The sequence below is a fragment of the Dyella sp. 01L423 genome (assembly GCF_056399945.1).
This window is the reverse complement of the sequence record NZ_JBFTSI010000002.1, coordinates 442,550-459,791: the sequence shown is the minus strand read 5'-3', so window position 1 is coordinate 459,791 and position 17,242 is coordinate 442,550. Positions and strand designations below refer to the sequence as shown.

Genomic DNA, 17,242 nt, shown 5'->3' with positions numbered 1-17,242 from the left:
CGTTGCAAACCGCCATATTAACCCGCGCGACAGGCCATGCGCCTCCGTAGGGAAGTCCGGCCGCTCCACGGAAGGATCGCGGACACTCGTTCCAAGCAGCTCCCACAGACCAAAGCTTCACCATCGCGGCACTATGAATAGCCCGGGCCAGGGCAAGGATGGCGGGCTGCCACAGGTCATCAGCGGCAAGGGACGAGGGGTGAGCGGGCATGGCGGATATCGCGCGCAAGACGCTGGCTGGCCATGTCCCGACATGGTTGAGCCTTGGTCTTGCGTGCGCGACGGCCTCCGGTTGTGTCCATCAGCCGTCCAAACCATCGGCTGCGGCGGCCGGATCAACCGAAGAAGCCGCCCTTGCAGCCCCTGTCTCCACGACGTCCACGGCCAGCAACGACAGCGCTGCACTGGAGCACCTGCGCGAGTTGTCGCTGATGCGCCCCTTCGAAGGCGGCATCGACACGCCGGTGATCCACAACCAGATCCACGGCTACGTGATGGTCGATGCCGCCGACTACAACCATCAAGGCCTGGGCAATACGCAATTTTCGATACGACGCGCCGACATTAGCCTCACTCGCAACCTGCGCTTCGACTGGCTGTTCTACGCCGACGCGCAGATCGTGGACGGCCATCTCGAATTCAAGGATGTCTACTTGCGCAAGCAGACCCAATATTTCGGCGTGGTCACCATCGGCAATCAGCAGGAACCCTTCGGCCTCGAGCAGTTCGGCAGCTTTCGCAACACCACGTTTCTCGAACGCGCCACCACCAATGCACTGGCGCCGAGCCGCAGCGTGGGCATCACCTCCAGCGATTTCCACGGCCCGTGGATATGGAGTTATGGCTTCTACACCGCCGGCGCCAAGGATGAAGGCCGTACCCAGCGCGGCGTCGCGCTGACCGGTCGCCTTGCCTATCTGCTGAAAACCGACAGCGGCTCGACTCACCTGGCCATCGATTATTCGACGCGTCGCGCCGGCCCCGACAACGACCAGCAGTTCAAATCGGCCTCGGAGGTGTCCCTGTCCTCGGACGGCTATTTCCTCAACACCGGCGAGATCACCGGCTCGAACAAGGTGCAGCGCTACGGATTCGAAGCCGCCCACGTCAACGGCCCGTTCTCCTGGCAGGCCGAATATATGGAAGCGCATCTGCAACGCAGTGACGGCCTGCCTGCCCTGCGCTTTCGCGGCTGGTACGCCTATGCCAGCTGGATGATCACCGGAGAGAGCCGCGACTACCGCGAAGGCAACGCAACGTTTGGTCCGGTCGTGCCACATGCCTCCTGGAACGGGCATGGCGGCGGCGCGTTGGAAGTCGGCGCGCGACTGAGCATGACCGACCTCAATGATCGCGATGTCGTCGGCGGCAAAGAGACCAACCTCACCCTGGGCGTGAACTGGTATCTGGACAAGTCCGTTCGCCTCTCCGCCAACCTTGTCCACGCGCTGGACCTGAACAAGCCCGGCAACGAGAACAGCGGCAAGCATCCGTCAGCCATCGTGGGGCGCTTCCAGTACCAGTTTTAAGCAGCGCCGCGAGTGCGGCAGAACGGCACGGCGCCGCCGTCCGGCGGCCCGCGCGGTTGACAGCGCAGTCACCAAATGAGAATAATTCTCAATATTCAAGCTAGTGCATAGCGGTTTCAAGGCGCCGACGTGATCACCTTTTGTGCCCTGTTGTTGACCCTGTCGGGCGCCGTGCTGGTCTATCTGGCCAGCGCGCAGCAGCGGCTGCGTGCCTCGTCCCTGCCCGCTTCCGCGCGCGGCCTGGGCTGGCTGTTGGCGCTGCTGGGTACCGCTTGCTGGTGGCATGCGGCCGGCGTCGGCCCGGGCATCACCGCGGCACTGACCATGCTGATGCTCACCTGGGTGCTGCTGCCGTATCTGGCATGGTGGCGCACCGAGACCGCGGAAGTCGGCGAATCATGATCGCCCGCTGTCTGGCCGGCACCGTGCTCGGCTTTCCGCTCGCCGCCCTGCTGCTTGCGCTGTTGCTGCATGTGCTGCCCGAGCATGGCCAGGCCTTGCTGATACCGGCGCTGATCCTGTTCTTTCCGCTGTGGACGGCCTTCATGGCCATCGCCTATATGTTCCGCAGCGGCCCGCGCGCCTGGCTCGTGATGGGTAGCGCGAACATCGTCGTTTTTGCTGCGCTGTGGCTGCTGCGCCTGCCCGGCTGATACAGGGAAGTTGTGATGAAAGCCGCCACCCTCCGCACCTTCCAGACCGTACACACCTGGACCGGCCTGCTCGCCGGTTTCGCGCTGTTCGTAGCCTTTTATGCCGGCGCGCTGACGGTCTTCCACGACGACATCGCCGCGTGGCAGAACCCGCCGTGGCGCGCGATGGCCGATGCGAACGTGCCGATGGATACCTTGATCGAACGCGTGCTCGCCCACCATCCCGAAGCGCGCGAGGACTTCGGCATCGTGCTTGCGCGCGACAGTTCGCACGCCGCGTATGCCTATTGGGAACAGAAGGACGGCAGCCGCTTCGCCACCGCGAGCCAGGTCCAGGCACCCCGCACCGAAGCGTCGGAGGACGAACTCGCCGACTTCGTCTACGCCTTGCACGACTCGCTGGGACTGCCGGTGATCGGCCTGTATCTGATGGGCATCGTGAGCGTGATCTACGGGCTCGCCTTGCTGTCGGGCATCCTGATCCACCTGCCGCAACTGGTGAAGGATCTGTTCGCCATGCGCGTGGGGCGCAACCTCAAGCGACTCTGGCAGGACGCGCATAACGCGATCGGCGTGATCAGCCTGCCGTTCCATGTGATCTTTGCGGTAACCGGCGCGCTGTTCTGCCTGTTCGGCATCACGCTGGCCGCGCTCAACACGGTGGCATTCGACGGCAAGCTGTTCGACGCCTTCGCCAAGGCCACCAACACCACGCCGGCGGTCACCGTCAGCGGCACCAACGCCAGCATGCTGTCCACCGATGCCCTGATCGAACGCGCCCGCGCCGAAGCGCTGAAGAGCGGCGTCACCACGTTCGAGCCCGACTACATGCATTTCGTGCACTACGGCGACCGCAATGCCGTGGCGGAAGTGCGCGGCCTCTCGCAGCACACACTGGGTTCATTTGGCAGCGTCGCGATGTCGGCGCATGACGGTACGGTGCTTGCCACCTACGTGGGCGATCGCTACAGCCTCAACGGGATCAGCTACGCCTCGCTGTTCGGCCTGCACTTCGGCAGTTTCGGTGGACGCACGGTGCAATGGCTTTATTTCATCCTTGGGCTGGCCGGCGCGTTCCTGTTCTATTCCGGCAACCTGCTATGGATCGAATCGCGCCGCAAACGTCGACATGCCGAACAACCGCGCAAGACGCTGGTGATGGCGCGCGCCACGGTCGGCGTGTGCATCGGTAGCTGCCTGGCGATTTCCGGTGCGTTCGTGGCGACCTGGATCGCCGTGCGACTGGGCGTGGATGCCGGCCTGCCACAGCGCGTGGCCTGCTACGGACTGTTCCTGGCGGCGTGTGCATACGCCTGCCTGCGGCCGGTGGCCAAGGCGATGATCGAATTGCTGTGGGCCACGGCGGCACTCACCACGGCGATGGCCATCGTCGACCTGGCGAGCAATGCCTCGGCCATGGCGCAGGATGGGTCGCCACTCGCCTGGCGCGCTATCGGCGTCGATCTCACCGGCATCGCACTAGGTGTGGTCTTTGCACTGCTCGCGCGCGCCGCGACACGACGGGCGCACAGCGGCAACGCCAATAGCGTGTGGGCGATCAAGGCGCCGAGCACCGTCGCGGTCGGTACGGAACGCCCTCAGTAAGCCATCCGCACGGCGTTGATGCGAGCCGACACCGGCGCATCGCTCAACAGGGCGATCTCGTCCCAGACGGTGTCTGCCTCGCCATCGGCGAGCAGCTCGTAGGCGGTCCGTCCATCGAACGCATTCTGATGACGGCACATCCAGCGCACCGCGCGCTGGCGATCACCGAGGCTTTGCACCAGCATCGCGGCCAGCGTGTCGTGGCGCTGCTCGAGCATGCTGAAGGCGCGCTCCATCACGTCGTCACGCAACGTGTTGATCTGGGCTAACTCAGTGGCGACGTCCTGAAACCTGATCGTTATCTTGCGCATGCCCATACTCCCTCCCCCGCGCCGTCCGGTGATGTCGCCCTGGGTCGCCCTGCCTGCCTGGCGGGAAAGACGCCTGGACTCCTATCGCCCTTCCGTGAGCCCTGCCGTTCTCGCTGCATGGCGACCGTGCCGCCCCTGCTCACCATGCGACCCGATCATGCTGAAGCAAATGCTGAATTCGCGTGAATTCGCAGGGCCCATCGACTAATACTTTTGGGTAGAACCGAAAGGCCAGCGACGCGCCTTAAGCACTAGCCAATAAGGCAGCCAGTTGCTGCATGGAGGCGTGAATGTCCTGCACCGGCGTGTCGCCATAGCCGAACAGCAGCCCTTGTTGCGAGCGCCGTCCCGCGTAGAAGCGACTGATGCCGTAGAGCGCGATGGAGGCGGTGCGGGCGCGGGAAATCACCGCTTCCTCACTCATGCCTTGACGCAGCCGGGCGACCAAGTGGATACCGGCCGCCGGCACGATCGGCTCCAACCATGCGGCCAAGGGACCGCGCAGGTGTTCCAGCAGCGCGGCCCGGCGTTCGGCGTAGTGCTTCTGCACCCGACGTACATGGCGGCCGAACTCGCCGTCGAGCATGTAACGGCCCAGCGCGGCCTGGGTCAGGGTGCAGCCGTGCCAGTCGTTGATCTGTCGGGCCTTGAGGAAATCGGCGGCGAGCGACGGCGGCGGCACCACATAGCCGGTGCGCAGTTCCGGAAAGATCGTCTTGGAGAACGTCCCGACATAGGCCACTACGCCGCTGCGATCGAGGCCCTTGAGCGATTCCAGCGGACGTCCTTCGAAGCGGAATTCGCCGTCGTAGTCGTCTTCCACGATCAGTGCGCCGCGGCGCGACGCCCACTCCAGCAAGGCCACGCGCCGATCCAGACTCATCGGCATGCCCAGCGGAAACTGGTGCGAAGGGGTGACGTAGACCAATCGCGCGTCGTCGGGAAGCTCGTCGACGCACAAGCCCTCCGCATCCACGCGTACCGGTTTGACCCGCGCGCCCAACGCCAGCAGGCAGGCGCGTGCCGGCGGATAGCCGGGCTCCTCCACCGCGACCACATCGCCACGCTCGACCATCACGCGCGCGGCCAGGTCGATGGCCTGTTGCGCGCCCTGGGTCACCAGCACGTCCTGCCAGTTGCACGCCACCGCGCGGCTGAAACCGAGATAGCGCGCGATAGCGAGCCGCAGCTCCTGCTCGCCGGCCGGATCGCGATACATGCCTCGCCCGCGCGCCTGCGTACGCAAGGCGTGCGCCACACAGGCGCGCCAGGCATCGGCGTGAAACAGCGTCTTGTCAGTGACTCCGCCCAGATAGTCATAGCGCAGCCGTTCGCCTGGCTTGGGCATCGACAAGGCCTCGGGAACGCGCTGCCACACTTTCGCGGCCCTGGGCGACGATGCGCCACGGGTGCGCGCCGGCGGAGGTGTGGCGAGGCCTTCGGCGACAAAGGTGCCGTCGCCTTGCCTGGCGACCAGGAAACCCTCGGCGGTGAGTCGCTCGAAGACTTCGAGCGTGGTCTTGCGCGACACCCCCAACTGGCCGGCTAGGTCCCGCGTGGACGGCAGCCGCGAACCTGCCGCCAGTCGCCCATCGACGATGGCCCCACGCAGTTGCTGGTAGAGCTGTCCGGCCAGGTCCCGGCGACCGGCGATGGTAAGCAGGATGTCCATCAGTGGTTACCTCAAATATCTCAAAAATGGACATTCAAGAAGGCCAGTGAGAAGTCTAACCTGATTCCACTTTCCCACCGAATCCCCACTGAGGATCCCGTCATGAACCAGCGTCTCGACTTCTACAAAGCCAGCCCCGAAGCGATCAAGGCCATGGTCGGCCTGGAGCAGCGCATCGCCAAAAGCGGCCTGGAAAAATCCCTGATCGAACTTGTCCGCCTGCGCGCATCGCAGATCAACGGCTGCGCCTATTGCGTGGACATGCATTCGGCCGACGCCCGCAAGGCCGGCGAGAACGAGCGCCGCCTGGCCACTCTAAGCGTGTGGCGAGAAACGCCGTTCTTCACCGACCGCGAACGCGCGGCGCTGGAGTGGACCGAGTCGCTCACCCTGATCGCCAGCAACCATGTGCCCGACAGCGTGTGGCAGGCCGTGCAGCCGCACTTCTCCGAAGAAGAACTGACCGAGCTCACCCTGCTGATCGTTGCCATCAACGGTTGGAATCGCTTTGCGATCGCCTTCCGTAAGCTGCCGGCCTGAGTGGGGTGATGTCATGAAAATGTCGTTCGCTCCCCTGGTCCTGTCGCTGGTCATGGCATTAGGCGCCGTCGCGGCGCACGCCCACGACGGTGGCGAAGAAACCGTCCAGCCTTTGATGAAACAAGCGCTGCCCGACGTGCCCGGCAAGAACGCGATGATGGCTACCGTCACCCTCGCCCCCGGCCAAAGCGCCGCGCCGCATCTGCACCCGGGCTCGATCTTCGCGTACGTGCTCGAAGGTCAGGTGGTGTCGCAACTGGAAGGTCAGGAACCGAAAACCTATAGCGCCGGCCAGAGCTGGTACGAGCCACCGCGTGCGCATCATCTGGTCACGCGCAATCCGAGCAGCACGCAACCGGCGAAGCTGCTGGTGTGGGCCATCGTGGCGCCGCAGGATCCGATCAAAGTACCGCTGCCGCAAGTCTCGTCCGTGCAGAACCCGTTGCCTACACTGGCCTCTCACTGATTACGGAACTGAGGGTTGGCGAAGAATCTCCAGAATCTTCGCCAGCACTTCATCGTTGAGATAGAGCTGGTGGCCGTCCTTCACGACGGTGGTGGAGACGGCACCGGGAATGGTTGCGCTCTTGAGCGGAACAAAGCCGTCGCCCGGCGGATTCGTACCGGGCAGGTTGCCGGCAAACGTGTAATAGCGCACGCCCTTCGCCGGCATCAGCGATTGCGCCGCATGACTCACGGGCTGCGCGTCGCGTAGTGTGCTGATGCTGCTGAGGCCATACCGCTCGTAATCCTCGGCCAGCAGGGGATTCTCGTGGGCACGATTTTCCGCCGCCACGCGGACCAAGGCATCGAGCTCTGGGGCATGCGCGTGCACGACGCGCAACGCCACCTGTCCGATCAGGCTGTCGACATAGGGCGAGCCCAGGTGCGGCGCTGCCAGGAAGATCGTCCGCGTCACACCGGGATAAGGGTGGAAGCGAAATATCGAATCCACGATCGTGAGGTCCGCGGGCGTGCCGCGCAACTGATCCGGTGGAATATCGAACGCAGCCTTCCAGATCACATCACCGCTATCGGACACGATCAGCCGGGAAATGACGCCGCCCATGCTGTGCCCGATCAGCGTCACATTCTGATGTGCAGGCGCGGTGTCATCGGGGTCGAGGATATGCCACGCCTGATCCAGCGAGCGCTGCACGATCAGCCGATTGAGCAACTGCGGCGTGTTGGTCGGGTAGATCACGTGCCAGATCTGGTAGCGCGCCCGCAACTCGGGGTCGCCATCGATAAGATTGGTCAGCTTCGCCCATACCATCGGGCTGCGGCCGAGGCCGTGCACCATGATGACGGGCGTCTTGTCCGGATCGTAATCCTCCAGCAGATACAGCCCTTCGCGCAGCGCGAACTGCCGCCCGCCGATGAGGTTCCAAAGGGCCAGGCGGTTGATGTGCGAACGATCGTACAGCGCAGCCAAGGTCGCGGAAGGATCCGAAGCCAGGGGAACGCTGCGCTTGCCGATGGTGATGTCCGGGTGCTGGTGCATGCCGGAGACGACCAACTGGGCGACGCCGTCATCGCCGGGTTCCACCCATGCGGTAAGCGTCCTGGTCATGCCTTCGGGCGGATAGAGCATGCAGATCGGCTTGTCCTTGCATCGCTGCTGCCATCCCACCATCGGCACGCCATAGCCAGGGGATGCGTAGCGCGCCCCCATCACCGGGGGAATGGTCACCTCATCGGCGCGTGCCAAGGCCACCGGGCCATCGTCCAGGCTATCGGGCAGATCACGGAATTCCACGCGCAGGGGCACGTCCAGCACACGCAGGGACTGCGAACGCCACGGGTCCGGCTTGACGTCCAGCAGATAACCCAGCAACTCATGCGTGCAGTTGTTGGCGAGGGTCTGGGCTTCCGCTTGCTGGGCCGCGCTCCCGGTTTCTGAGGCCTGGTAGGCCACCACGGCGCAACGTAGCCAGTTGCGGGCGGCGAGGTCCTGGCGATGGATGGCCGCCGTGTCGCGCCAGAGATGACGCGCTTCGTTCAGGGCATCGTTCTTTGGCTGCCTCGAAAGGCTGCTGCACGCCGCCAGCAGGACGAAGCACGCCATCCAGATCAGGCGGTGGCCACGATACGAGCGCGGATTGCAGGGAATACCTGGGCGCATGCGGGCACTCGTCGCCAGAGAGGTCGCAGACAATGCGGGCCGAAACACAAGCGCCCGCCACCGGTTGAACGCCGCGACACGCTACGCCATTCGTCCGGTCCGCGCACTAACACTTTGGGTCCGCCGCCCGGGTCAGGCCCGCTTGGCAGCGGAATAGATGTCCGGACACTCCAGCACTGCGCTGGGCCCGCCCTCCCTGGCCACCGCGAGCATGGCCTGGCCGATCGTGACCGTGCTCAGGATGTGCCGGGGAAACAGTGCTCGCAGCACGGGCACCAGCGGCCGCGTCACGGCGTACACGACTCGGGACATGGTGGTCTTGGAACGCTCGCCATGTACCGCCTCGATGAAGCCCGGGCGGAACAGGTAAACGGCGCGGAAGGGCAAGCGCAGCAGTGCGTTTTCAGCGCGCCCTTTAACCCGCGCCCACATGCTGCGCCCCTGCTCCGTGCTGTCGGTGCCGGCGCCCGACACATAGACGAACACCATCGCCGGATTGAGCCGCGCCAGCGTGCTTGCCGCTGCCAGTGTCAGCTCATGGGTGAGGCGGGTATAAGCCGCCTCATCCATGCCTGCCGCACTCACGCCAAGGCAAAAAAAGCAGGCGTCGTAACCATGCAGCTGCGGTTCGATCGACGCATAGTCGAAGAAATCCTGGTGCACGAGCTCGCGCAGCTTGGGGTGATGCACCCCTAGCGCAGCCCGCCCCAGCACCAGGACCTCGTCCACATCCTGTGCAGCCAGGCATTCACGCAGCACGCCCTGGCCGACCATGCCGGACGCGCCAAACAGTATGATTTTCACGTCCTGATCTCCTATGCCGCTCGCGACACCGTTGCTGTTAGTACGCAGGGAACGCTGGGATGCTTTCCACGTCATAGCCGGTGGAAAGGCTCACCTCGCGCCACCGCTCAGCCGCACTGATGCGCTGGGCGTCGATCTGCCCGAAGTACTGCAACGCATCGCTGCCCAGCAGCAGATGGCGAGGCGGCTGCTCGTGATAACCCATCTTCAACACCACTTGCGCCACCCGCGCCGGATCGCCCGCCTGTTTGCCCAGCGCGTCCTTGAGGCGCTCGCGGAACACACCTACCGAAGCCTGATAGTCGGGCAGCAGATCGCCCAAAGTGCTATTGGCCTCGGCGGCCCAGTCCGTGCGCATGCCACCCGGTTCCAGCGAGCACAGCTTGATGCCCAGGTGTTCGACTTCGGCGGCCACCACTTCGGTGAAGCCACCCACGGCCCATTTCGCCGACTGGTACGCGGACAGCCCAGGCGTACCAATGCGCCCACCCACCGAGGAAATCTGCAGGATGTGGCCCGACTTTTGAGCACGCATCACCGGTAGCGCAGCTCGCGTCATATTCACCACGCCGTAGAAGTTCGTCTCGATCTGCGCGCGGAAGTCGTCCTCGTCGCTCTGCTCGAACGGTCGCGCGTGGCCGTAGCCGGCGTTGTTGACCAGGACGTCCAGACGGCCAAACGCCTTGAGCGCCTCATCCACCGCGGCACGGCCCGCCGCCGGGTCGGCCACATCCAAGGCCACCGCCCGCACCTGCTCGCCGTAACGCTCGGCCAGATCGGCCAGCTGCTCCGGCCGACGAGCAGTGGCCACCAGGCGATCACCATGGGCCAGCACTGCTTCGGCGATATCCCGGCCTAGGCCGCGCGCACTACCTGTTACCAACCATACCTTTGACATGACCATCCTCTCTATTGAGTGATTACACACTCATTTAATGGTGAAAATAAATCAGGCTTTGCCGATGGCGTTCCAGAATGCCTCGAAGCCTGCCGATCGATACTGCTCTGCCCGCTCCGGTTCGCGGGCGATGAAATCCATGGTGGTTTCCGCCAGCGACGTGAGCAGCGCGCCCACGAAGGCGGGATCGAGCTCCTTCAACACGCCCTTGGCCATGGCCTCTTTCAACATGCCCTGCACATCACCAAAGGGCGCCGAGCCGGTCGCCTTGGTTTCTGGAGCGATGCACTGGGACACGCTCAGCTGGGCCATCACCTTGCGGGCCTGCGGATGCGCCACGCCCCAATCGATATAGGTGCGCCACACATGGGCCGCCCGCTCGCGGATGCTGGCGCGCCGCGGATAGCCGGTGAGCATCGCCTCGCGCATGTCCACCTTCAGCTCCAGGTACAGCTGGTTGAGCAGCGTGTCCTTGCTGTCGAAATAGGTGAACAGCGTCCCCTCGGCCACGCCCGCGGTGCGGGCGATCCGTGCGGTGGGCGCATTGATCCCCTGCTCCGCGAACACCTGGGTCGCGGCATCAAGGATGGCGTTGCGCTTGTCTTCGCTGCGGGGGCGGGCCATGGGGATCAATAATTGAGTGACCACTCAATCATAAGGCCGCCCGCTCCGGACTTCAAGGGCTGGCTCAGAGCAGGCTTTCGATCGGCAGCATGCCGCCGGCATTGACCTTGAAGCGCCGCCACCAGCTGGTTTCCGGCGCGTGGTCGTAGCGCACCTCCGGCTGGCCCGGCTCCTTGCCCTCCCAGTACACGCTGCCCTTGTCGTCCAGCAGGACCTGATAGCTGTGGACCGGTTTGGTGGCGTCGGCAAAGATCGCCAGCAGCGCCTTGGCGAGCGCCGGCGAGTCCACGATCACGCCGTCTTCGGTATTGATGTGCACCGAGCGCGGGTCGAGATTCATCGAACCGACGAAGGCATGCTGCTCGTCGACCACCATGGCCTTGGCGTGCAAGCTGTTGCTGCCGGAGGACGAGCCGAAGAAGCTGCTGCCGCCACGACCGCGTCGGGCATCCGGCTTCAATTCGTACAAATGCACGCCGGCCTTCAACAAACCCACGTGATAGGACGCATAGGCCACATAGACATTGCCGGCGTCCGTGGACGCCAGCGAGTTGGTGAGGATGGATACCTCGACGCCGCGGTCGCACATACTCTTGAAGTAAGCCACGCCCTTGTCGCCCGGCACGAAGTACGGCGAGATCAGGGTGAGCCGTTGCTGCGCGCCATCCATCCATGCGCGGATCTGCGGCGCCATGTGCAGGTCTTTGCTGTCAGCCGCGGGATTGCCCTTGTCTGGATCGTCCGCCAGATACGTGGCTGTGCCCCAGGCCCAGGCGGTGGCCGGCGCCTCGTTCGCCAGGTCCCCGACGCGGGCAACGAGGCTCTGCGCATAGCCGCTCTCGCTGAACTGGCGCGCGCTCGCCGCCATGCTCTTGCGCAGCTGTGCCAATTTCTCGGGGCTGGGCGTCTTGCGATGGAACGCCCCGATGGGAAACGACTGTTCGCTGTTCCAGTACCGATCGAACATCTGCCCCACTTCAGCCACCACCGGGCCGACGGCCAGCACGTCCAGATCGCGGAAATTGACGCTGTCGTTCGCATCGAAATATTCGTCGCCGATATTGCGGCCGCCGACGATGGCCATGGCGCCGTCGGCGATCATCGCCTTGTTGTGCATGCGGCGGTTGAGCCGGGAGAAATCGCCGGCAAACTGCATGCCCATGCTCAAGGTCGACGTACTGCGATCCAGAAAGGGATTGAACAGCCGGATCTGGATGTTTGGATGGCCATCCAGGATGCGCAGCACATCGTCGTTGCCGGCCACGTGCAAATCATCGAGCAGCAGGCGCACGCGCACGCCGCGATCGGCCGCTGCCAACAGACGCTGCGCCAGCAAGCCGCCGGTCGCATCGGAATGGAACATGTAGTACTGCAGATCGAGCGAGTGCACGGCGCGATTGGCCAGCGCAATGCGCGCCAGCAAGGCGTCGTTGGAATCGCTGATCAGGCGCAGGCCGCTGTCGCTGCCATGTTGCACGCTGATGCGCTTGGCGTACGCCTCCAGCGGCGCATCCGGCTGGACCGGCAGCACCGTGCTGGGAACGCGGGGGTAATCGGGACGAAGATCCGAATGGGTGCAGGCAGCCAGCGCCAACAGCCCCAGACAGGCAAGGCGACGCAACAAGGTGCAGGCCATGTTCCCTCCTTGGTGCTGACTGTGTCTGACGCGGCGGTTGGACGCAAGGCTGTTGCTGAACCGACGCCCCGACAGGTGACCGAACCCTTGTGGGAGCGCACCCTGTGCGCGACTGGGCATCGCTACGTAGCCGCGCCTAGTCGCGCACAGGGTGCGCTCCCACAGGGAAGAAGGAGAGGTGGTCTAGCCGGCTCTTACCGGTTCAACGCCCGAAGGTGATTTCCCGGCCTTCGTGATCGCGGTCCCAGCCGCGCAGTTCGTCGCGGATATGCGCCACGCGCTGGCGGCCGAGGGCGTTGCGCTCCTCGTCCAGCACCTGGCCATCCAGCAGCTCGGCCAGACGCTGCGCGGTCGGCAGCATGGCATCCCATGCGTCCAGCGCAGGAATCGGTGCCGGCAGCGTCATGAAGAAGCTCAGGCCCGGGGTGCGCATGGCATCGACGCGGCTCAGGTCGAAATTGCCCGGCTTGACCATGTTGGCCACGCTGAAGATCGGGCCGAGCTCGCGCTTGCCATCCACCAGGCGGTGATAGATGCCCATGTCGCCGAACTCAAGACCGGTCTTCTCAGCGGCCACGATCAGGTCGGCGCCGTTGAACACATTGCCTTCGCGCGCCACCACGAACAGCGTGACGATGCGTTCGACCGGCAGGCGTTCCGGACGGCGACCCACGTCGGAACGCTGCGGTACACGGGGCGCCTCCGGTGCCGGTGCGGGAGCCGGTGCGGCAACGGCCACCGGCTCAGGCTCGTGCACGCGCGGTGCGGCCACCTGATCGGCGCCGGTGGCCTGCGCCAGGCTCTGCTCGAACTGCTCCGGCGGAGCGCGCAACGCATCGACAATCGATGCCGCCGCGCCAAGCGAGCGACCGACCGGTGCCGGCTCTACCCTATCCTTGCCGCCCGCGAGCGTTGCGCCAAGGCGTTCCAGTTCCTCACGCAGACCGACGTCCAGCTCACCCTGATGGGGCTGCTGGCGAGCGTCGAGCTCGTCCATGCGGAAATCGTCGCGCGCGCTGAAGGACGGCTCGGTGGAGACATCGCCTTCGGTACCAAAGGTCGGCTCGCGGCGTTCGCCCGTCGCCGTCACGATCACCCGTCGCTTGCCCTGCTCTTTCCTGGGCTGGCCAAACAGCCACAGTCCCGCCAGAACGATCAGGCCGACGATGAGCATGGGAACGCCTACGGCGGCATTCCAGGCAAAAGCGAGTACGGGTTGCACGGTCATATCAAATCCTCAAGCTGCGCCCGCAAGTTTAGCTGCTTCAGCCAGATCCACCTGCACGAGGCGCGATACGCCTGCTTCGCGCATGGTCACGCCGCACAGCTGGGAGGCTGCTTCCATGGTGGCCTTATTGTGGCTGACGAAGATGAACTGAACTTTCTCGCTCATCTCCTTCACCATGTTGGAGAAGCGTCCCACGTTGGCTTCGTCCAGCGGCGCGTCCACCTCGTCCAGCAGGCAGAACGGCGCGGGATTGAGGCCGAAGATGGCGAACACCAGCGACACCGCGGTCAGCGCCTTCTCGCCACCCGACAACAGGGTGATGTTGGACACGCGCTTGCCCGGCGGACGCGCCATGATCGCCACGCCGGTGTTGAGCAGGTCGTCGCCGGTGAGTTCCAGATACGCGTGGCCGCCGCCGAACAGGCGCGGGAACAGTTCCTGCACGCCGGCGTTGACGCGGTCGAAGGTTTCCTTGAAGCGCTGGCGCGTTTCGCGATCGATCTTCTTGATCGCCGCCTCCAGCGTTTCCATGGCGCTGACCAGGTCGGTCAGCTGATTATCGAGATACGTCTTGCGCTCGCTCTGCTCGGCGTGTTCCTGGATCGCGGCGAGATTGACCGGCTCCAGTCGCACGATCTTCTGGCCGATCTCGACCAGCTGCGTGCGCCACTGGCTGGCGTCGGCATCTTCGGCAAGCTCGGCGAGCAGCGGTTCCAGCTCCAGGCCCGACGCGGTGATCGCCTCGGCCAACTGCTCCGCGCGCAACTGCAGCGCCTGCGCAGCGAGGCGCTTTTGCGACAGCCCTTCGCGCAGACCCTGCAGCAACTGCTCGATGCGCTGACGCTCCTGTTCGAGCCGGCGGAATTCGAGATCGCAATCTTCCAGGCCGCGACGCGCCTCCACCAGTTGCTTGTCGACCAGCAGGCGCTGATCGAGATAGGTCTGGCGCTCGGCTTCCAGTTCGGCGATGGGATCGGAACCGGCCGCCAGCTGGTCGGCGATTTCGGTACGGCGCGCTTCGATCTGGCGCAGCTGCGTGTCCATGCGCGCCAGCGACTGTTCCAGCGAGGTCAGCGACGAACGCTTCGATTCCATCGACAGCGCCAGGGCGTGCGCCTGGTCGGCCGCCTCGCGCGCATTCATGCGCGCTTCTTCGCGTGCTTCGAGCAAGGCGCGACGTTCGTTTTCCAGCTCGCGGCGCTGGTCTTCCAGGTCGCCCATATGGCCGACGGATTCATCCAGGCGCGCTCGCGCATCGCGCGTCTGCGTCTGCAACTCGTCGAGCTGGGTGATCAAGTCATTGAGTTCGCCAGTCACCTTTTCCGCGCGGGCGCGGGCGGTTTCCATCTTGCCGCGATGGCTTTGCACCTGGCCGGCCAGTTCGGACTGGCGACGGTGTGCGTTGTAGAGCTCGCGCTGCGCATCGTCACGCGCGCGCTCGGCTTCGAACTTGCTCGTGCGTAGATCATCGAGCGTGTTGGTGGCTTCTTCGATGCGCTCTTCCAGCGCCTGGATCTGTTCGGCCAGCGTGCGCAGGTCTCGCTCGCGTGCCAGCACACCGACCTGGTTGCCCTGCGCGCGACGCACGCGCGCCCAACCCGGACCCAGCCATTCGCCACTGGCCGTCATCACCGATTGGTACGGCGCAAGCGCCGAGAGACCGGCCACGATCCGGTGCGCGTGCTCGATGGAGTCGGCCGTGAGCACGTGATTGAGAATGGTCAGCGCCGCCGCCGGACCGCGCACATGCGCCGCCAGCGTGCCCGCCGTGTTCACGCCGCCATCGGCGCCGTTGACCAGGGCCACGTCCGCATTGTCCAGCGCGCCGAATTCGGTCGCGAGCGTGTGCGATTCGTCGACCAGCACCGCGTCGAGAAAGCCGGCCAGCGCCGTTTCGACGGCCGTTTCCCAGCCCGCTTCCACCTGCAGCGATTCGCCCAGGCGGCGTGACTTGTCCAGGCCCAGGCGCGCGAGCCAGCCGCTGGCAGCACTTTCTTCCTGACCCAGTGCCGCATGCTGCAGCGCTTCCAGTGAGGCATGGCGGCCGCGCGCGGTCTGCAGCTGCTGGCGTGCCTCGTTGAGCGAGGACTGCACCTGGCGCTCTTCGTCCAGCACCTTTTCGTGCGCAGACTTGTGCTGATCGAGCAGGCTGCCCAGCGATTCGACGCGTTCGCGCTGCGTGTCGTGTTCGACCAGCAGCTGTTCGGACGCGGCGTCGAGCGCGGCGATGTCGGTCGCTTTCTGTTCGGTCTCCAGCGCTTCGCGGCGACGCGACAGATCGATCGACTGGCGATCGAGGTAATTGAGCTTGGTGCGCTCCACTTCCGCAGCGCGGCTGGACTCGCCCGCCGTGCGCGTATGCGAATCCCAGCGCTGCTGCCAGTCGGCCAGCTTGGTTTCGGTATCGCGCAGCGATTCGGTGGTGTCGTCCTGCATCTGCTGCAAGGCTTCGAGCTTGGGCTCGCCCTCGGCCAGCGCCATGCGCAGCGTTTCCACCTGCGTGCGGTCGTTGGCGATGTGCTCGGCGAGCTCGGCGTGTTCGCGCTCGGTCTCGCCCTGCGCGCGCTGCAGGCGATCGGCGGTTTCGCGGTTGAAGCGGACCTGCTGTTCGACGCGGGCGATCTCGGCGCCGACCTTGTAGACCTCGGCCTGCACCTTGTTCAGATGGTCGGTAGCGTCGGTGTGACGCTCGCGCACCGTCTCCATCTGCGCCTCAAAGTGGCGCTGGGTGGCGACGTGCTTTTCGATCTCGATCTCGGCGGCGGACAGGCCCGAGCCTTCGTTGTCGTGCTGGCTCTTGAGGCCGCGGTATTCCAGCGCGCGCAGCTCGGCTTCCTTGCGCGTCTGATCTTCCTTCAGCGCCTTCCAGCGTTCGGCGGCGCGGGCCTGGCGGTTCAGGTGTTCGAGCTGCTTGTCCACTTCGTCGCGCACGTCGCGCACGCGGTCGAGGTTTTCGCGGGTGGACTTGATGCGGCTCTCGGTTTCCTTGCGGCGCTCCTTGTACTTGGAGATGCCGGCGGCTTCTTCCAGGTGTGTGCGCAACTCGTCGGGCGCGGCCTCGACGATCTGGCTGATCATGCCCTGCTCGATGATCGAGTAGCTGCGCGGACCCAGGCCCGTGCCCAGGAACAGATCGGTGATGTCGCGGCGGCGGCAGCGCGCGCCGTTGAGGTAGTACGCCGACTGGCCGTCGCGCGTCACCTGGCGCTTCACCGAAATCTCGGCGTACTGGCCGTATTCGCCCTGGATGGTGCCGTCGGCGTTATCGAAGATCAGCTCGACGGTGGCCTGGCCCACCGGCTTGCGCGCGTTGGAGCCGGAGAAGATCACGTCGGTGAGCGAGTCGCCGCGCAATCGGCTGGCCGCGCTCTCGCCCATCACCCAGCGGATGGCGTCGATGATGTTGGACTTGCCGCAGCCGTTGGGACCTACGACGCCGGTCATATTGGTCGGCAAATGGAGCGTCGTCGGGTCCACGAAGGACTTGAAGCCGGCGAGTTTGATCGTAGTCAGGCGCATGCGGGCATCGGCGGCAAAAGTGGATAAGCCCGGGGGCGCCCGGGCGATGGGTCACTGTGCCAAACGCCGGCCCCTGCCGCAATGCGTTTCGGCTACAA

The 17,242-nt window shown here is 65.0% G+C and carries 15 protein-coding genes; 6 read left to right on the top strand and 9 right to left on the bottom strand.

Annotated elements, in window-relative coordinates; genetic code table 11:
• Positions 1–209 precede the first annotated feature (209 nt).
• The 4 genes from AC1DMY_RS08740 to AC1DMY_RS08725 all read left to right on the top strand — a co-directional run bounded on the left by AC1DMY_RS08740 (position 210) and on the right by AC1DMY_RS08725 (position 3,787).
• Positions 210–1,529, top strand: a complete 1,320-nt coding sequence (locus tag AC1DMY_RS08740; RefSeq protein WP_477164563.1) for an OprO/OprP family phosphate-selective porin — start codon at positions 210–212, stop codon at positions 1,527–1,529.
• Positions 1,530–1,658: 129 nt separating this feature from the next.
• Positions 1,659–1,931 carry a hypothetical protein gene (locus AC1DMY_RS08735; protein ID WP_477164562.1) on the top strand — a complete coding sequence of 91 codons (273 nt, stop codon included), beginning with the start codon at positions 1,659–1,661 and terminating at the stop codon, positions 1,929–1,931.
• Complete coding sequence (locus tag AC1DMY_RS08730; protein WP_477164561.1) at positions 1,928–2,182, top strand: hypothetical protein; 255 nt, start codon at positions 1,928–1,930, stop codon at positions 2,180–2,182. The genes AC1DMY_RS08735 and AC1DMY_RS08730 overlap by 4 nt, the downstream gene beginning before the upstream one ends.
• 15 nt (positions 2,183–2,197) lie before the next feature.
• Positions 2,198–3,787, top strand: coding sequence for a PepSY-associated TM helix domain-containing protein (locus tag AC1DMY_RS08725; protein ID WP_477164560.1), 1,590 nt, complete (start codon positions 2,198–2,200; stop codon positions 3,785–3,787).
• Here AC1DMY_RS08725 and AC1DMY_RS08720 read toward each other — a convergent pair.
• On the bottom strand, positions 3,781–4,098 hold the full coding sequence (locus AC1DMY_RS08720) for a DUF2384 domain-containing protein (RefSeq protein WP_477164559.1): 318 nt from the start codon (positions 4,096–4,098) through the stop codon (positions 3,781–3,783). The two genes, AC1DMY_RS08725 and AC1DMY_RS08720, sit on opposite strands and share 7 nt — an antisense overlap.
• Before the next feature lie 244 nt (positions 4,099–4,342).
• On the bottom strand, positions 4,343–5,770 hold the full coding sequence (gene pdxR / locus AC1DMY_RS08715; RefSeq protein WP_477164558.1) for a MocR-like pyridoxine biosynthesis transcription factor PdxR: 1,428 nt from the start codon (positions 5,768–5,770) through the stop codon (positions 4,343–4,345).
• Positions 5,771–5,872: 102 nt separating this feature from the next.
• Between pdxR and AC1DMY_RS08710 the strand changes: the two genes are divergently transcribed.
• Together AC1DMY_RS08710 and AC1DMY_RS08705 are read left to right on the top strand one after the other, a co-directional pair.
• Positions 5,873–6,310, top strand: a complete 438-nt coding sequence (locus AC1DMY_RS08710; protein ID WP_477164557.1) for a carboxymuconolactone decarboxylase family protein — start codon at positions 5,873–5,875, stop codon at positions 6,308–6,310.
• Between the two features lie 13 nt (positions 6,311–6,323).
• Complete coding sequence (locus AC1DMY_RS08705; RefSeq protein WP_477164556.1) at positions 6,324–6,776, top strand: cupin domain-containing protein; 453 nt, start codon at positions 6,324–6,326, stop codon at positions 6,774–6,776.
• On the opposite strand, the gene AC1DMY_RS08700 is transcribed toward AC1DMY_RS08705, so the two are convergent.
• The 7 genes from AC1DMY_RS08700 to smc all read right to left on the bottom strand — a co-directional run bounded on the left by AC1DMY_RS08700 (position 6,777) and on the right by smc (position 17,144).
• Positions 6,777–8,435 (bottom strand): esterase/lipase family protein, encoded by a 1,659-nt coding sequence (locus tag AC1DMY_RS08700; protein ID WP_477164555.1) that lies wholly within the window; start codon positions 8,433–8,435, stop codon positions 6,777–6,779.
• Positions 8,436–8,567: 132 nt separating this feature from the next.
• Positions 8,568–9,239: a Rossmann-fold NAD(P)-binding domain-containing protein gene (locus tag AC1DMY_RS08695; RefSeq protein ID WP_477164554.1), complete on the bottom strand. Its 672-nt coding sequence runs from the start codon at positions 9,237–9,239 to the stop codon at positions 8,568–8,570.
• Positions 9,240–9,276: 37 nt separating this feature from the next.
• A complete protein-coding gene (locus tag AC1DMY_RS08690; RefSeq protein ID WP_477164553.1) occupies positions 9,277–10,137 on the bottom strand; it encodes an SDR family NAD(P)-dependent oxidoreductase in 861 nt (286 codons plus the stop codon).
• Between the two features lie 51 nt (positions 10,138–10,188).
• Positions 10,189–10,761, bottom strand: a complete 573-nt coding sequence (locus tag AC1DMY_RS08685) for a TetR/AcrR family transcriptional regulator (protein ID WP_477164552.1) — start codon at positions 10,759–10,761, stop codon at positions 10,189–10,191.
• 64 nt (positions 10,762–10,825) lie between these two features.
• Positions 10,826–12,397, bottom strand: coding sequence for a phospholipase D family protein (locus AC1DMY_RS08680; RefSeq protein ID WP_477164551.1), 1,572 nt, complete (start codon positions 12,395–12,397; stop codon positions 10,826–10,828).
• Positions 12,398–12,599: 202 nt separating this feature from the next.
• A complete protein-coding gene (gene zipA / locus AC1DMY_RS08675; protein ID WP_477165004.1) occupies positions 12,600–13,571 on the bottom strand; it encodes a cell division protein ZipA in 972 nt (323 codons plus the stop codon).
• Between the two features lie 63 nt (positions 13,572–13,634).
• On the bottom strand, positions 13,635–17,144 hold the full coding sequence (smc, locus tag AC1DMY_RS08670) for a chromosome segregation protein SMC (RefSeq protein ID WP_477164550.1): 3,510 nt from the start codon (positions 17,142–17,144) through the stop codon (positions 13,635–13,637).
• Positions 17,145–17,242: the final 98 nt, after the last annotated feature.